Source organism: Burkholderia sp. RF2-non_BP3 (assembly GCF_001522185.1).
GTDB classification, from domain to species: Bacteria; Pseudomonadota; Gammaproteobacteria; order Burkholderiales; family Burkholderiaceae; genus Burkholderia; species Burkholderia diffusa.
In genome coordinates this window covers 108274-124129 of sequence record NZ_LOSU01000012.1, presented here as the reverse complement: position 1 = coordinate 124129, position 15856 = coordinate 108274, and the positions used below count along the sequence as shown (strand labels likewise).

Genomic DNA, 15856 nt, shown 5'->3' with positions numbered 1-15856 from the left:
GTCGGCGTCAATGCAGCGGTTGAACGCGCCGCCCGGGCGGGCGCGGCGTGCATGCCGCGCTATTGTCCGACATTTTCACGCGGACGAGATCGCCGGCACGATCCTCGTCCACCGCGCCCTGGAGACGTCGCTCAGCCCACGTGCACGCCGCGCAGCTTCGTCAGCAAGGCGACGAGGCGATCGATGTGTTCGTCCTCCGTGCGCCACGACGACACGCTGATCCGGAACGCCGGCCGCCCCTGCCACACGGTTTGCCCGAACCAGACGTCGCCCGAATCCTGCGCGGCCTGAAGGATCGCGATCGTCTCGTCGTCGGTGCCGGCGCGCACGAGCACCTGGTTCAGCACGACACGGTTCAGCACGTCGTAGCCGGCCGCGCGCAGGCCGTCGGCGACGCGCTGGGCCTGCGCGCAATGCCGCTCGACCAGCGTCGCCACGCCGGCGCGGCCGAGCGCGCGCAGCGCGGCCCACACCGGAATGCCGCGCGCCCGCCGCGAGAATTCGAGGTTGAGGTTCTTCTGCGCGTCCTGCGCGCCGCTCAGGTAGACGGCATCGCTGTTCATCGCGGTTGCGAGCGCGGCCGCGTCGCGGCAGATCACCATCGCGCCGTCGTACGGCGTGTTGAGCCACTTGTGGCCATCGGTGGTCCAGCTGTCCGCGCCGTCGACACCGTCGGTCAGCGCGCGCTTCGACGACGCGCGCGCCCACAGCCCGAACGCGCCATCCACGTGCACCCACGCGCCGGCGGCCTTCGCGCGCGGAACCAGCGCCGCGAACGGATCGAATTCGCCGGTGTTCACTTCGCCGGCCTGCACGCAGAGGATCGTCATGTCGTCGAGCGGCGGCAATTGCGCGGGATCGATGCGGCCGTGCGGGTCGACCGGCGCGACGATCAGGCGCTTCATCCCGAAGCCGAGCACCCGCAGCGCCTTCTTCACCGTGACGTGCGCGAGTTCGGAGAGCACGACCTTCACCTCGGGTGCGCCGATCAGGCCCGCTTCGTCGACGTCCCAGCCCTTGCGCGCGAGCAGCGCACGCCGCGCGGCGACCAGCGCGACCAGCGTGCAGGCCGTCGCGCTCGTGCCGAAGCCGACCGCGCTGCCCTCCGGCAGCCCGAGCACGTCGATGACCCAGCGCGCGGCCTGCCGCTCGATCGTCGCGGCCACCGGCGAATTCGCGAACGACGACGCGCACTGGTCCCACGCAAGCATCAGCCGCTCGGCCGCCGCCGCGGCCGGCAGCGTCGCGCCGATCACGAAGCCGAAGTAGTTCGGGCCGTTCGATGCGACGGTCGCGGGCGTGCCGCGCTCGTCGAGCAGGCGCAGCACGTCGTCGGCCGGGCGGCCCGTATCGGGCAGCGGTTCGTCGAAGGCCGCAAGACCGGCGAGCGCGGCCGCATCGGGATACGCGCGCCGTTCGCCGGCTGCTGCGAGATACGCGCGCGCGCGCCGGTCGGCGTCGGCCAGCAGGGCGAGTTCATCCATGTCGTTTGCCTCTGTGAAGATCAGAGTTGCAGGAGATCGCGGCCCAACCGATGCAGCGCATCGTCGATCCGCTTGTAGTACGTGAACTTGCCGACGCGCGTCGCCTGCACGAGCCCCGCATCCGCGAGGATGCGCATGTGGCGCGTGGTCGTCGCCGGCGCGATGCCGAGCTTCTCGGTGATGTACGTGCAGCACACGCCGAGTTCGTCGAAGTCGCCATGCGGCTGCGGCGGGAAATGCTTGCGCGGCTGCTTGAGCCAGCGCATCACGGCCAGACGGCTTTCGTTGGCCAGTGCGCTGATGCGGGTGACGTCGTCCATGGTTCGGCCTCGTTTGACGTTTCGAATATTAGCTAAATGACGAAACGTGGGCAACCGGGTTGCGCGGAGGATCGTTGCGTTTGCCGGCGTGCGGGAAGGTGCCGGAAGCGGCCTCTGCGCTGCTGCGCCGCATTCGACGTCATCGCGTCGGAGGCCGACCCGGGAGCGCCAGCCGATGTGATCCGGTTGGTTGCGATCACTCGGCGGTCAGCGCCTGCGCCAACCTTTCGATCAGCGCCCGCACGCGCCGCGGCTGCACCGCACCGCCCGGATAGACGATCTGCAGGTCGACTTCGCCCGGCGAGAAGTCGCGGAGGATTTCGACGAGCGCGCCGGACGCCAGATCCTGCTCGACGTCGAGTCGCGATTTCAGCGCGATACCGCGCCCCGCGACACACCACGCACGCACAAGGGCGCCGTCGTTGGCCACGCGCCGGCCGCGCACCATCACGCGTTTCAGTTCGTCGTCGATGCGGAACGGCCACTCGGCATACAGCTCCTGGCCGAAGCGCATCACGATGCAGTCGTGCGCGGCGAGTTCGTCCGGATGCCGCGGCGTGCCGTGCGCGGCGAGATACGCGGGCGCGGCGCACACCACGCGGCGCGAACGGCCGAGCGAACGGCTGCGCAACGCGCTGTCCGCAAGCGTGCCGCGCCGGATCGCGAAATCGAGCCCCTGCCCGACGAGATCGACGTAGCCGTCGCCGAGATGCAGGTCGACCGTGACGCCGGGATGCTCGGTCAGGAACGCGTCGACCACCGGCACGACGCGCGCCTGCCCGAGATCGGCCGGCGCGCTCAGCCGCACGGGCCCCGACAGCGTCTGCGCGCCCAGCCTCACGCGGCTTTCGAGTTCGTCGGCCTCGGCGAGCAGGCGCCGCGCGCCCGCGACCAGCGTGCGTCCTTCGTCGGTCAGGCTGATCGCGCGGGTCGTGCGCGTGAGCAGCGCCGCGCCGTAGTAACTCTCGAGCGCCGCCAGCCGTTCGGAAACCGTGGCCGGCGACAGCCCGACCTCGCGGCCGGCCGCGGCCAGCCCGCCCTTCTCCACGATGCGCAGGAACAGCGCAAGATTGTCGAGCAGCATTCTTCGCTTCCTCCGAAGGATATTTTCGAAGTCTGCCCAATTATCCGGATCAACCGCAAGCGCTAGAGTGAGCGCTACCTTTCCGGCGCATTCACGCGCCGGCCTCGACGACGAGAGGGCACACGACATGGAATACCGCACGCTCGGCCGCTCCGGCCTCAAGATTCCCGTGCTGAGCTTCGGCGCAGGCACGTTCGGCGGCACCGGCCCGTTGTTCGGCGCATGGGGCAACACCGGCGTCGACGAAGCGCGCCGCCTGGTCGATATCTGCCTCGACGCCGGCGTCAACCTGTTCGACACCGCCGACGTGTATTCGGACGGCGCATCCGAGCAGGTGCTCGGCGCCGCGATCCACGGACGGCGCGATCAGGTGCTCATCTCGACCAAGACGGGCCTGCCGACCGGTGACGGCCCGAACGACGCAGGCACGTCGCGCCCGCGGCTGATCCGCGCGGTCGACGACGCGCTGCGCCGCCTCGACACCGACTACATCGACCTGCTGCAGCTTCACGCGTTCGACGCGGCCACGCCGGTCGAGGAAGTGTTGTCGACGCTGGACGACCTGGTGCGCGCGGGCAAGCTGCGCTATATCGGCGTGTCGAATTTCGCGGGCTGGCAGATCATGAAGTCGCTCGCTGCGGCCGACCGGCACGGCTGGTCGCGCTACGTCGCGAACCAGGTCTACTACTCGCTCGTCGGCCGCGACTACGAGTGGGACCTGATGCCGCTGGGCGCCGACCAGGGCCTCGGCGCACTGGTGTGGAGCCCGCTCGGCTGGGGCCGGCTCACGGGCAAGATCCGCCGCGATGCGCCGATGCCCGAACGCAGCCGCCTGCACGACACGGCCGGCTTCGGCCCGCCGGTCGACGACGAACGGCTGTACGACGTGGTCGATGCGCTCGACGCGATCGCCGAGGAAACCGGCAAGACCGTGCCGCAGATCGCGCTGAACTGGCTGCTGCAGCGCCCGACCGTGTCGTCGGTGATCGTCGGCGCGCGCAACGAGGAGCAGTTGCGCCAGAACCTCGGCGCGGTCGGCTGGTCGCTGACCGACGCGCAGATCGCGAAGCTCGATGCGGCGAGTGCGGTCGAAGCGCCGTATCCGTACTTCCCGTATCGCCGCCAGGACGCGTTCGCGCAACTCAACCCGCCGATGCGCGGCTGAGCGGACCAACGGGCAGGGACGCGCCGACGCAACGGCGGACCGGCGCGACGGACGTAAGTCTCACCGCCCGGCCAGCGCGCGGTCGATCATCTCGCCGATCCGCCGCGCGAGCGCGTCCATCCGCTCGGCCGGCACGCCGCCGTAGCCGAGCACGAGCCCGTTGTAGCCGTGCGCCGTGCCCGGCACGCAGAACGACGACAGCGGCCGCAGGATCAGCCCGCGCGCCTGCGCGACGCGGCTCAGCTCCGTGTCCGCCACCGGCACGTCGAGCCGCGCGGACAGATGCATGCCGCCCGCGCCGCCCGACACCGTCAGCCGCGTGCTCAATCGCCGCACCAGCGCGTCGTGCAGCGCATCGCGCCGCTCGGCATACACGCGGCGCATGCGCCGCAGATGCCGCGTGAAATGCCCGGCCTCGATGAAGTCCGCGAGTGCACGCTGCTCGACCGCGCGGCCCTGCAACATCAGCGCGCCCGCCGCGTCGCGCAGCGGCTGCGCGAGCGCGGGCGGCACCACCATGAAGCCGAGCCGCAACGCCGGAAACATCACCTTGCTGAACGTGCCGAGGTAGATCACCGGCGCGTCGTCCGCGAGCCCCTGCACGGCCGCGTGCGGCGTGCCGTGGTGGCGAAACTCGCTGTCGTAGTCGTCCTCGACGATCCATGCGCCGGCCGCGCGCGCCTGCGCGACGAGCGCGAGCCGCCGTTCGAGGCTCATCACCGCGCCGAGCGGGTACTGGTGCGACGGCGTGATGTAGACGAGCTTCGGCGGACGATCGCGCCAGTCGTCCGGATGCGGCGCCAGCCCCTGCGCATCGACGCCGATCGGCTCGACGTGCAGGTCGGCCGCGAGAAACGCGTTGCGCGCGCCGTGATAGCCCGGGTTCTCGATCCAGGCGACGTCGCCCGCGTCCGCCAGCGCGCGGGCGCACAGGTCGAGCGCGCCCTGCGTGCCGTCGGTGACGATCACCTGCGCGGCGTCGCAACGCACGCCGCGCGATGCACGCAGATAACCGGCGATCGCGTCGCGCAGCACCGCGTCGCCTTCCGCCGATTGATAACCGAGCTGCGCCGACCCCGCCGCGCGCCATGCACGTTCGATGCAGCGCCGCCACTGCGCGAGCGGGAATTCGTCGACGGCCGGCACGCCCGGCATGAACGGCAGCGATTCGTCGAGGCCGCTCGTCGCGCGCTCCGCCTGCGCGACGCGCCGCGACAACATCGCCGCATCGCCGGCGGGCGCCGCGGCGACGATCCGCGACCCGCACAAACCCATCCGGGCGACCACCGTGCCCTGCCGCGTGCCGGTCACGAACCCTTCCGACGCGAGCCGCTCGTACGCGTACAGCACCGAGTTGCGCGCGATGCCGAGTTCGTCGGCCAGCGTGCGCGAGGCGGCAAGCCGCGCGCCTTCGGCGATGCGGCCGCTCAGGATCGCGTCGCGCAGACACGCGTACAGCCGCTGCTGCTGCGACATCCGCGTGACCGCGTGCGGCCCCACCTCGCGCTCGAAGGTCGACAGCAGCACCGCGTAATCCATCGTGGCTCCAGAATGTGGGAATGTCATGGGTCTACACATGGTGCCACGAACTTTCTATCGTGGATGTCCGTTCTCGTTTCCGGCCGCGCCGGCAACGCTTCAATTCATCCATCCTCGAAAGGTTCGCGACCATGAACGCTACCGACACCGGCCTGACCATACGCTCCGTGCGGGAAGACGATTTCGACAACTGGCTGCCGCTGTGGGACGGCTACAACCGCTTCTACGGCCGCTTCGGCGACACCGCGCTGCCGCACGAGATCACGCAGCTGACGTGGTCGCGCTTCTTCGACGGTTACGAGCCCGTGCATGCGCGCGTCGCGGAACGCGACGGCCGGCTCGTCGGGCTCGTGCACTTCCTGTATCACCGCAGCACGACGCTGATCGGGCCGACCTGCTATCTGCAGGATCTTTTCACGCTCGAGAGCGAACGCGGCAAGGGCGTGGGCCGCGCGTTGATCGAAGCCGTGTACGACGCCGCGCAGGCGCAACGCGCCGAACGCGTGTACTGGCAGACGCACGAGACGAATCACACGGCGATGCGGCTCTACGACACCGTCGCGGAAAAAACCGGATTCGTGATCTACCGGAAGGTCTTGCCGCGCTGAGGGGGCCGCACGCGGGGGCGCGGCGGCGGGTTCATGCCAGCGGCCGCGCCTTGATCCACAGGAACAGCGGCACGCGCGACCACTGCTTCAGCGTGTCCGTGTCGGCGCGGTCGGGCGGCGGCTCGCGCAGCGACACGATCGCGAAGCCGGCCGCCTCCAGCGCATCCATGTAGGCCTGCAGCGGCAGCGACCAGCCCGCGAAATGCATCGACAACCCGTCGCGCGTTTCCACGCCTTCGAAATGCTCGCTGCCGAAATACGTGCCTTCGAGCACGAACGGCGCGTCGGGCTGCGGCCCCGCGAAACGGCCGCGATCGCGGAACGGATGCACGAGCGACACGAACAGCAGCCCGCCCGGCTTCAGCACGCGGCGCGCCTCGCGCAATGCGGCCGCCATGTCGTCGAGATCCATCAGCACGTTGTACGCCATCACGACATCGAAGCTTGCCGGATCGAATGGCAGCGATGCCGCATCGGCAAGTGCGTAGCGGTGCGCGGAATCCGCGCGACGGGCGGCGTCGAGCATCGCGGGCACCGCGTCGCTCGCGGTCACGTCGTAGCCGAGCGCCTTCAGTTCGCGGCTCACGCGGCCCTCGCCGCAGCCGATTTCCAGTGCGTGACCGCTGCCTCGGCCGAGGTAAGCCGCCAACCCCTCGCGATACTTCCAGAACGCATCGTGGCCCGGTCTGCCGGCCCAGTCGATCCATTGGTCGGCCACGTGCGTCCAGTGTTCGGTAATGGCTTTCGTGTCGGTCATGTGCGCTCCCGATCGGTGTGCGTCGTGCTGGCCCAGGATGCGCATGGTAAGCCGAAGCGTCGGTGCGCGTGAGCGCGTTGCGCGAGTTGGGGCCGCCGCGACCGGTTTCCGTTTCCGGCGGCGGCGTTCTACAGTTACGAGAGACGACATGCGGCGCCAGCCACTTTCACGTTCGGTTCGCGTCCGTCGATACGCACCCGATTCCGAGGAATGTCCATGCCGAGTATCGTCGCCGGTCCCGCCCATCTTCCGCCGAGCCCCGTCGCCGCCGAAACGCGCATGGTGCACGACGTCGCCACGCTGCGGCCGTCGGACTATCGCTCGGCCGACGGCGCAGCGTGGGTCATCGCGACCCTCACGCCGGCCCCGGACAGCGGCGAAAACGTGACCGGCACGACCTACTTCGATACCGCGAAACAGCAAACCGTCGCGGTGCCCGATGCGCGTCGGCGTTATGCGAATCGCGGCACCTGGCAGGTCGTCGCGAGTTCGAGCCCGTCGGTGCCCGCCACCGGCCGCTACGACTGGCTGACGCTCGCGTGGCTGCCGATCAACCAGCGGCCGCTGCCGCAAACGCCCGAGCATCTGTATTCGCCGTTCATTCACGGCGGCACGATCGTTTATCGCTGGAATCCGGCCGCACAAGGCGGCGAGCAGTTCGGCAACGTGCGGATGATCTTTCCGGAGTGGCGGCAGCAGGTGGCGGACGTGCTGCGCGCCGCGTCCGGCGATGACGCGCAAGCGGCGGCCACCGCGTCTGCATCGGCGCTCGATCGCGTGAAGCAGGACGGCAACCCGATGGCCGCCGTGCTCGACTTCGGCGCCGCGCTGCATGAGGAACCGGCCGACCGGATCGCCGCACGCCTGCCGGCATTGCTGCGCGCGAACGACCTGCATGAAGTGTCGGCGATCGTGTTCCAGTGCATCGCCGCGTCGCGCGAAGCGGACCGGCCGCGCTTCGTCGAAGCGATCAGCGCGTCGATCTTCTCGATCGACGACAGCGCGCGCCTGCTCGCGATCGCCTACGGCGCGTTCGCGGCCGGCAGGGCGAAGCCGCGTCCGTTCAGCGATGCCGCGCAGGCCGCGCGTATCGACGACGTGTTCGCGGCATTGAAGCAGCGGACGTCGGCACTCGGCGTGCCGGTCGGTCAGGGTTCGCCGTGGTACGAGTTCTTCACCGCGTACCGGCTCGGCGGCGCGTCGCCCGGCTCCGGTGGAAACAGGCAGTAATTACCGGTGCTGCGCGATCGTCAGCCGACCTGATGCTTCGAGACGCTTCGACGAAAGCAACGTCATCCTGAATGCTCGTACCCGGCATGCAATCCGCGCGCGCAGGGCGACGCATGTCGCGAGCTCGCAACGGGAACCCGCATGCGTCACGCAGGGTCGAAACGCCACATGACCGGCAACGGTGTCGCCTTCACCGGTCGATCCACGATCCCCGCACTTTTTTCTTCCCATGTTGAGCATCGGTCCCTTCTCGATCCGCGTCGTCGCGGTAGCCGCCGCCGCGCTGCTGGCGTGGCTCGTCGCCCGCTTCATCCAGCGCCGCCCGCCCGACGGCCAGCACAAGACCGCGTCGAGCCTGATCCTCGACGTGCTGCTGCTCGGGCTCGTCGCCGCGCGCATCGGCTATGTCGCGCAATGGTGGCGCGAATATGCAGCGGCGCCACGGTCCATCATCGCGCTCGGCGACGGCGGCTTCGACTGGCGCATCGGCATCGCCGTCGCGCTGGTGTTCGCCGTGTGGCGGCTGCGTCGCCTGCCCACGCTGCGCCGCCCGGTGGCAGCCGGCATCGTCGCGGGTCTCGCCGCATGGGGTATCGCGCAAGGCACGCTCGCGACGCTGCAGCGCACCGCGCCGCCGTTCGCCGCGATGCAGCTCGAAGCGCTCGATTCGACGCCCGTGCTGCCGCAACGCTTTGCCGGCAAGCCGGTCGTCGTGAACCTGTGGGCAACGTGGTGCGCGCCTTGCCGGCGCGAAATGCCGATCCTCGAACAGGCGCAGCGGGAGCATCCCGGCATCACGGTGCTGATGCTCAACCAGGGAGAAAACGCGCAGGCGGTGCGCGCGTTCCTCGAACAGCAGGGGCTGCGCTTCGACAACGTGCTGCTCGATCCGCCGTTGCGTGCGATGCATGCATACGGGTCGCGCGGGCTGCCCACGACGCTGTTCTTCGATGCGAAGGGCGAACTCGTCGAATCGCACATGGGCGAAATCACCGCCGCGCGGTTGAAGGACGCCGTCGCGCAGCGCTTCGGTCAGTGATCCCGTCGGCCGCCTGCGCGCGGCCATGCTCGATCGTCGATGGCAGCGCGCGTTCCCGCTGCCGCTGCTGACGCGCCCCACGACATGCCGGCATGTCGACAACCGCCCGCCACGCTTACGGCCTCGACAACACCATCACGCGCCCCGACACGCGCTGAAGCTTCAACCACCCCGTGTCGGCCGTGAACCGAAGCTGCTGCAACGGAAAATCGAACCCCGCCCGCTGCGCGGCGCTGACCACCGCGTCGGCGATCCAGCGGATCAGTTCCTTTCCTTCGTCGGTCGTCTGGTGACCGTTCTGGACGCCGTAGAAATAGCGATTCCCAGCGTTGACTTCGTTTTGCAGCTGCATCCAGTGCCCCGGGAGGCCCGGCAGGGTTCTGAACAGATCGGCCACGCGCTGCGTCGTCAGGCCGCGCGCCCACAACGCGCCATTCACCGCCGGCCGCGCCAGGTTGTGACGGTCTGCCTCCTGAGCCTGCCCCTTTATCTCGCCTTTCAGACTATCGGGTTTCGTCATCGCACTGTCCTCGTGAGGGCCCGGCAAGGGTCGATTGAATAAAAGCCGCCGAATATCAAGCGCGCGCCGTGCACGATAACTCTAATCTCGAAATTAATCGCCTGTCAGGTGTATCAGGCGAGCGCATCGCAACATCGAAGGAATAAATCTGCGCGTTCCGACGGGCGCCGAAGCCAGATCCTCGCGCTGTTCCCGCCAGCGCACCCGTTCATTATTCAAAAAAGCGTGACGCGCAGCGAAATCATTTCGAGGAAACCTATATCCATATTCGATTAAACACTCATCATTAAATCGGACTGTTTCGACCTCCGATTTTCTGGACAACTTCCATTCCCGGTCGAATATTTTTTTATTTATTTTTCGCCATGCTTGGCCGCGTCGCGTTTTAAACGGCAAACGTTTGCGCGACGCACAAAACGCCTTATCCACCGACCTTCAGGAGGCAAGCATGGCCGACTCTCAAACGTCCTCGAATCGCGCCGGCGAGTTTTCGATTCCGCCGAACACCGACTTCCGCGCGATTTTCTTCGCGAATGCCGCCGAGCAGCAGCACATCAAGCTGTTCATCGGCGACAGCAAGGAGCCCGCCGCCTATCACAAGCTGACCACGCGCGACGGCCCGCGCGAAGCCACGCTGAATTCCGGCAACGGCAAACTCCGCTTCGAAGTGACGGTGAACGGCAAGACGTCAGCCACCGATGCCCGCCTCGCGCCGATCACCGGCAAGAAATCGGACGGCTCGCCGTTCACGGTCAACTTCGGAATCGTCGTCTCGGAAGACGGTCACGACAGCGACTACAACGACGGCATCGTCGTGCTGCAATGGCCGATCGGCTGACGGCCGAACGCTGACGAAGATTCGCGGCGCGGCATGTCCGGCGCGCCGCGCCACGCACGACACGGCGACATCCGCTCGCCGGCCGCATCGCGCAAAGACAATCCATCAAGACGAGGACGACATGACACAACCCTTTACCCACGACGACCTGTATGCGCTTCTGCAGCTCGCCGGCAACGACGCAACCGCCGTGCAGGCGAACGGCGACCAGGCGGTGCTCGACCGGATGCGTCAGTTCATGACCGCGCAGCTCGTGGAAAAACTGCCGCAATACGACGTGTTCGTCGACATCGCGACCATCCCGTACAGCTTCGACGTCGGCAGCTGGCAGAACAAGGTGAAGGCCGATGCGGCGGGCCAGGTGATCGCGTGCACGGTGACGTGGGCCGGCGCGACCGGTGTCCTGCCCGGCGCGGCGGCGAAGTTCGGTGTCGGCGCGGTGGTCAATTACTTCTCGAAGGCGACGCCGCAACCCGCGCAGCCGGAACCGACGACGGCCGGCGGCGGCGAGCGCGACGGCATCTTCAACCTGCCGCCGAACATCGCGTTCGGCGTGACGGCGCTGGTCAATTCGTCCGCACAGCAGACGATCGAAGTCTATGTCGACGACAACCCGAAACCGGCCGCGACGTTCCAGGGCGCCGGCACGCAGGACGCGAACCTGAACACGCAGATCGTGAACTCGGGCAAGGGGAAGGTGCGCGTGGTCGTGACGGCGAACGGCAAGCCGTCGAAGATCGGCTCGCGCCAGGTCGACATCTTCAAGAAAACCTACTTCGGGCTGGTCGGCTCGGAAGACGGCACGGACGGCGACTACAACGACGGCATCGCGATCCTGAACTGGCCGCTGGGCTAAGCCGCTCGATCCTGTCGATGTTCGCCACGCCGTCCGGCGTGGCGATCCGCATCGACGCCGCCCGCCGGCGCGGGGCGGCACGGCCGCATGCGCCACGTGCGGCCGGCGTCGCGAACCGCGCGTCCGCGCGCGGCGAGCGGTCGAGGTCGAAGTCGAGGTCCCGGCGCGGGCATCCGACGAGCCCGTTTCCGCGGAAAACCACACCGCCGCGACGCGCTGGCCGCGAAACCGAAAATCGCGTGCCGTCACCCATGCGTTCGCGCGAAAACCCGCATGGCGTGTACAGTCGAGGGCTGCCGACGCGCGAGCGCATGCCTGTCCGACATTGACGGTCGCCGGCATTCGTCGCGCGCCTTCCGCCCTCAACCCGGAATCCCGTCATGTTTCTCGATCATCTTCATCCGGAACGCTGGACGTTCCTGTGGAACGCGCTGTCCACGCTCTCGCTCAGGCTCTGCGCCGCCCTCGCGCTGCTCGTCGCGGGCTGGTGGCTGTCGAAACGCATCGGCAACTGGCTGAACCGGCTGCTCGCGAACAAGGAGCGCGTCGACGACACGCTGCGGCCGATCCTCTGCGACGTCGCCGTGTGGGGCATCCGCATCGTCGCGATCGTCGGCGCGCTGTCGCAGCTCGGCATCGAAACCGCGAGCGTCGTCGCGGTGCTCGGCGCGGCCGGCCTCGCGATCGGGCTCGCACTGCAGGGCACGATGCAGAACATCGCGGCCGGCATCATGCTGTTGCTGCTGCGGCCATTCAAGGTGGGCGACTTCATCGATGGCGGCTCGAACGTCGCCGGGACGGTGGAAGAAGTCGGGCTCTTCATGACGCGGCTGACGAAGCCGGACGGCATCTGCGAATACGTGCCGAACAGCGCGCTGTGGGGCAGCGCGATCCGCAACTACACGCGCAATCCGACGCGGCGTCTCGATCTGGAAGTGGAAGTGTCCGTGCACGACGACATCGATCGTGCACTCGACGCACTGCGCGCGCTGGCGGAAGCCGATCCCGACGTCCTCCAGGATCCCGCACCGGACGTGATGGTGATGCGTTTCGACGACAGCACGGTGATCGCGAACGTGCGCGTGTGGACGCACCCCGACACGTTCTGGGCGATGCGCTGGCGCCTCGCGCGCCAGGTGCGCAAGACGCTTGCCGATGCGGACTGCGCACTGCCGATCCGCACACGCGAGCTGCACATCGTGCACGACGCCGAACAGCAGCGCCGGGCCGACACGCGCCGCGTGCAGGCGTCGTGACGCGCAGCGCGCCGCGCGACGTCAAGTTCTCGTCGCGCGTGCCGGTGCCGGATACGTGATCGAATCGTTCAAGCGCCCGTCCGCGGGCATCCACCGTCGAATCTCATCCCATGGAGCGCTACCGTATGAAGCATTGCATTTCTTCCGCGTCGCTTGCCGCCATGATCGCCTGCGCGCTTGCATTGGGCGCGTGCGCGACTCAGCCGGCTTCGCCGCTTCCGCCCGATGTCGCCGGGCAGGACACGCAGGCCTCGCACGCCGCGCAAACCGCCCAAGCCGCGCCGCCGATCGTCGGCGGCGATCGCGATGCGCATGGCTGCATCGGCTCGGCCGGCTACGCATGGTGCGAACGCACGCAGCAATGCGAGCGTCCGTGGGAACTCGCGAAGGCGCAAGGCTTTGCGAATTCGGCGCAGGCGTACGAACACTTTTGCCGGAGCGCTTCGTCGAAGTGATGCCGTGACCGGAACCGGATCGCGGTGCAACGCCGCGGTCCGGATGAAGTATCGATATCGCGCGCGTCGCGACCGTTCCGACCGCGCCGTTCCTCCCGTTCCGCGCACCGTCGTTCCGGAAACCCGGACACGCAAAAAACCCCACGAAAACAAGGATATTCCGCGCGTGCGACACGGCAATCGAGTTCGGTTATATTACGCGCCCCTTGCCATCCCGCCCCCGCGAAACGCTTTGCACGCGGCCTCTTTCGACGCGGCCTGAAGCGCCGTCCGGCGAGGCCTGCGGCACGGGCCCGCGCGCGCCCGGCACGACCGTGAAGCACGCGATTGCTTGACTTCATGAAGTCGATCCGAAGGTGTCCTTCGCAACGGCTTCGCGTGCGCAAATGCAACGGCGAACGCGGCCGTTCCGGAATTCCGGATTCGCGGTCCGGATTTCCGGATGCGCGGGCCGGACGCGAATCCGCATCGGCCGGGCGGCATGGCAAACCGATGCATCCAAGTTGAAAAAGGGATCTGCTGTGATCAAAACGTTACGGGTAATACTGTCGGCGCTCGCGCTGTGCGTCGCGGCGTCGTCCGCGCATGCCGCCGATACGAAGAAGGTCGACGTCCTGCTGGTGGGCGGCGGCATCATGAGCTCGACGCTCGGCGTGTGGCTGCACGAGCTTCAGCCCGACTGGTCGATGACGATGGTCGAACGCCTCGACGGCGTCGCGCTGGAAAGCTCGAACGGCTGGAACAACGCGGGCACCGGCCACTCGGCGCTCGCGGAACTGAACTACACGCCGGAGAAGGCGGACGGCAGGATCGACATCTCGAAGGCGATCGAGATCAACGAGTCGTTCCAGATCTCGCGCCAGTTCTGGGCCTGGCAAGTCAGGCAGGGCGTGCTGAAGAATCCGCACTCGTTCATCAACTCGACGCCGCACATGAGCTTCGTGTGGGGCGACGACAACGTCCGCTTCCTGAAGAAGCGCTACGACGCGCTGCAGGCGAGCCCGCTGTTCCGCGGGATGCAGTATTCGGAAGACCACGACCAGATCAAGCAGTGGGTGCCGCTGATGATGGAAGGCCGCGACCGCAACCAGAAGGTCGCGGCGACGTGGACGCCGATCGGCACCGACGTGAACTTCGGCGAGATCACGCGCCAGTTCGTCGGCTACCTGAAGACGCAGCCGAACTTCACGCTGTCGCTGTCGAGCGAAGTGCGCGAGATCTCGCGCAACGCGGACGGCACGTGGCACGTGTCGTGGGTGAAGCTGCATTCGGATGAACCGCCGCAAGCCGTCGACGCGAAATTCGTGTTCATCGGCGCGGGCGGCGGCGCGCTGCACCTGCTGCAGGCGTCGGGCATCCCCGAGGCGAAGGACTACGGCGCGTTCCCGGTCGGCGGCTCGTTTCTCGTGACCGACAACCCCGAGGTCGTGAAGCGCCACCTCGCGAAGGCGTACGGCAAGGCGTCGGTCGGCTCGCCGCCGATGTCGGTGCCGCACCTCGACACGCGCATCATCGACGGCAAGAAGATCATCCTGTTCGGGCCGTTCGCGACGTTCTCGACCAAGTTCCTGAAGAACGGCTCGTACTTCGACCTCGCGAAGAGCACCAACCTGCACAACGTCGCGCCGATGATGCGCGTGGGCGTCGACGAATTCCCGCTCGTCCAGTACCTCGCCGGCCAGCTGATGCTGTCCGACGACGATCGCTACAACGCGCTGAAGGAATATTTCCCGGACGCGAAGAAGGAAGACTGGCGCCTGTGGCAGGCCGGCCAGCGCGTGCAGATCATCAAGCGCGACCCGAAGAAGGGCGGCGTGCTGAAGCTCGGCACCGAGATCGTCAGCTCGCAGGACGGCAGCATCGCGGGCCTGCTCGGCGCATCGCCGGGCGCGTCGACGGCCGCGCCGATCATGCTGAACCTGATGCAGAAGGTGTTCAAGGACAAGGTCGCGACGCCCGAATGGCAGCAGAAGCTCCGCCAGATCGTGCCGAGCTACGGCACGAAGCTGAACGACAGCCCGGCGAAGGTCGTCGAGGAATGGACCTACACGAGCGACGTGCTGCAGCTCTCTCCGCCGCCGAAGATCGACCTGACGGCGCCGTCGCAGGCGACGGGCACCGCCCCGGCGCGCCCCGCGAAGGCATCGGCCGACATGGCGCTGTAACGCGTCCGGCCCCGTTTCGCCGCATCGCACGGCCGCCCTTCGGGGCGGCCGTTTTTCATGGCGGATGCTGGCGGCGCCGCTCGCACCCGTCGGCGACGCCCTCCCCGGCCGCGCCTCGACGCTCGTCCGCTGCCGGTCCGCGCACCGTGTCGCCCACTGCCGGCCCCCCGCATCCGCTAGAATTGCGGGCACGCGCGACGCCGTCGCCACCCGATCCACCATCCGCATCGACGCGGTCCACGCGACCGCCGGTGCGGCCCGCGCCCGAGCCGCGCGAGCGCCGCACGCCGTTGCCGCGCCCGCCGGGTGCGCCATCAACCGAATTCAGCTGGAGAAAGACCGTGTTTACCTGCCGAAACCAGAGCTGCGGCACGCAGTGGGAGACGTCCGACGTCGTCATCAAGGACGAAGGCCAGGGGCTGCTGTTCCGCTGCCCGCTGTGCGGCGCGCGCAATTATCTCGAACGCTTCGAGGACGATGAAGGTAACGTCCTCTACGAACAGATGGAAGGCCGCCCTTACCTCGGAGACCTCTCCTGAC

The 15856-nt window shown here is 68.0% G+C and carries 16 protein-coding genes; 10 read left to right on the top strand and 6 right to left on the bottom strand.

Annotated features, from left to right (window positions below; genetic code table 11):
- Positions 1-131: 131 nt before the first annotated feature.
- From WS45_RS05980 to WS45_RS05970, 3 genes are all read right to left on the bottom strand, one after another.
- On the bottom strand, positions 132-1484 hold the full coding sequence (locus WS45_RS05980) for a pyridoxal phosphate-dependent decarboxylase family protein (protein WP_059698766.1): 1353 nt from the start codon (positions 1482-1484) through the stop codon (positions 132-134).
- Between the two features lie 20 nt (positions 1485-1504).
- A complete protein-coding gene (locus WS45_RS05975; protein WP_059533672.1) occupies positions 1505-1804 on the bottom strand; it encodes an ArsR/SmtB family transcription factor in 300 nt (99 codons plus the stop codon).
- Between the two features lie 196 nt (positions 1805-2000).
- Positions 2001-2888 carry a LysR family transcriptional regulator gene (locus WS45_RS05970; RefSeq protein WP_059692541.1) on the bottom strand — a complete coding sequence of 296 codons (888 nt, stop codon included), beginning with the start codon at positions 2886-2888 and terminating at the stop codon, positions 2001-2003.
- Positions 2889-3015: 127 nt separating this feature from the next.
- Here WS45_RS05970 and WS45_RS05965 point away from each other — a divergent pair, with 127 nt between their 5' ends.
- Positions 3016-4053: an aldo/keto reductase gene (locus tag WS45_RS05965; protein ID WP_059698764.1), complete on the top strand. Its 1038-nt coding sequence runs from the start codon at positions 3016-3018 to the stop codon at positions 4051-4053.
- A gap of 60 nt (positions 4054-4113) precedes the next feature.
- Here the strand turns inward: WS45_RS05965 and pdxR are convergent, their stop codons facing one another.
- Positions 4114-5592, bottom strand: a complete 1479-nt coding sequence (gene pdxR, locus WS45_RS05960) for a MocR-like pyridoxine biosynthesis transcription factor PdxR (protein ID WP_059698762.1) — start codon at positions 5590-5592, stop codon at positions 4114-4116.
- A gap of 131 nt (positions 5593-5723) precedes the next feature.
- Here pdxR and WS45_RS05955 point away from each other — a divergent pair, with 131 nt between their 5' ends.
- Positions 5724-6200 (top strand): GNAT family N-acetyltransferase, encoded by a 477-nt coding sequence (locus tag WS45_RS05955; RefSeq protein ID WP_059698760.1) that lies wholly within the window; start codon positions 5724-5726, stop codon positions 6198-6200.
- Positions 6201-6231: 31 nt separating this feature from the next.
- Here WS45_RS05955 and WS45_RS05950 read toward each other — a convergent pair whose 3' ends face one another.
- On the bottom strand, positions 6232-6957 hold the full coding sequence (locus WS45_RS05950; RefSeq protein WP_059533662.1) for a class I SAM-dependent methyltransferase: 726 nt from the start codon (positions 6955-6957) through the stop codon (positions 6232-6234).
- Positions 6958-7173: 216 nt separating this feature from the next.
- Here WS45_RS05950 and WS45_RS05945 point away from each other — a divergent pair, with 216 nt between their 5' ends.
- On the top strand, positions 7174-8187 hold the full coding sequence (locus WS45_RS05945; RefSeq protein WP_059698758.1) for a hypothetical protein: 1014 nt from the start codon (positions 7174-7176) through the stop codon (positions 8185-8187).
- Positions 8188-8416: 229 nt separating this feature from the next.
- Positions 8417-9226 carry a TlpA family protein disulfide reductase gene (locus WS45_RS05940; RefSeq protein ID WP_059698756.1) on the top strand — a complete coding sequence of 270 codons (810 nt, stop codon included), beginning with the start codon at positions 8417-8419 and terminating at the stop codon, positions 9224-9226.
- Positions 9227-9341: 115 nt separating this feature from the next.
- Here the strand turns inward: WS45_RS05940 and WS45_RS05935 are convergent, their stop codons facing one another.
- Positions 9342-9746: a hypothetical protein gene (locus WS45_RS05935; protein ID WP_059533657.1), complete on the bottom strand. Its 405-nt coding sequence runs from the start codon at positions 9744-9746 to the stop codon at positions 9342-9344.
- A gap of 448 nt (positions 9747-10194) precedes the next feature.
- On the opposite strand from WS45_RS05935, the gene WS45_RS05930 reads away from it, so the two are divergent.
- The 6 genes from WS45_RS05930 (at position 10195) to WS45_RS05905 (ending at position 15855) form a co-directional block, all read left to right on the top strand.
- Positions 10195-10584 (top strand): fucose-binding lectin II, encoded by a 390-nt coding sequence (locus WS45_RS05930; protein WP_059533655.1) that lies wholly within the window; start codon positions 10195-10197, stop codon positions 10582-10584.
- Between the two features lie 121 nt (positions 10585-10705).
- Complete coding sequence (locus WS45_RS05925; RefSeq protein WP_059698754.1) at positions 10706-11440, top strand: fucose-binding lectin II; 735 nt, start codon at positions 10706-10708, stop codon at positions 11438-11440.
- Positions 11441-11820: 380 nt separating this feature from the next.
- Positions 11821-12696, top strand: coding sequence for a mechanosensitive ion channel family protein (locus tag WS45_RS05920; protein WP_059698749.1), 876 nt, complete (start codon positions 11821-11823; stop codon positions 12694-12696).
- 125 nt (positions 12697-12821) lie between these two features.
- Positions 12822-13151, top strand: a complete 330-nt coding sequence (locus WS45_RS05915) for a hypothetical protein (RefSeq protein ID WP_059698874.1) — start codon at positions 12822-12824, stop codon at positions 13149-13151.
- Between the two features lie 503 nt (positions 13152-13654).
- Complete coding sequence (gene mqo, locus WS45_RS05910; RefSeq protein ID WP_179950357.1) at positions 13655-15316, top strand: malate dehydrogenase (quinone); 1662 nt, start codon at positions 13655-13657, stop codon at positions 15314-15316.
- Between the two features lie 341 nt (positions 15317-15657).
- Positions 15658-15855, top strand: coding sequence for a hypothetical protein (locus WS45_RS05905; RefSeq protein WP_059447636.1), 198 nt, complete (start codon positions 15658-15660; stop codon positions 15853-15855).
- Position 15856: the final 1 nt, after the last annotated feature.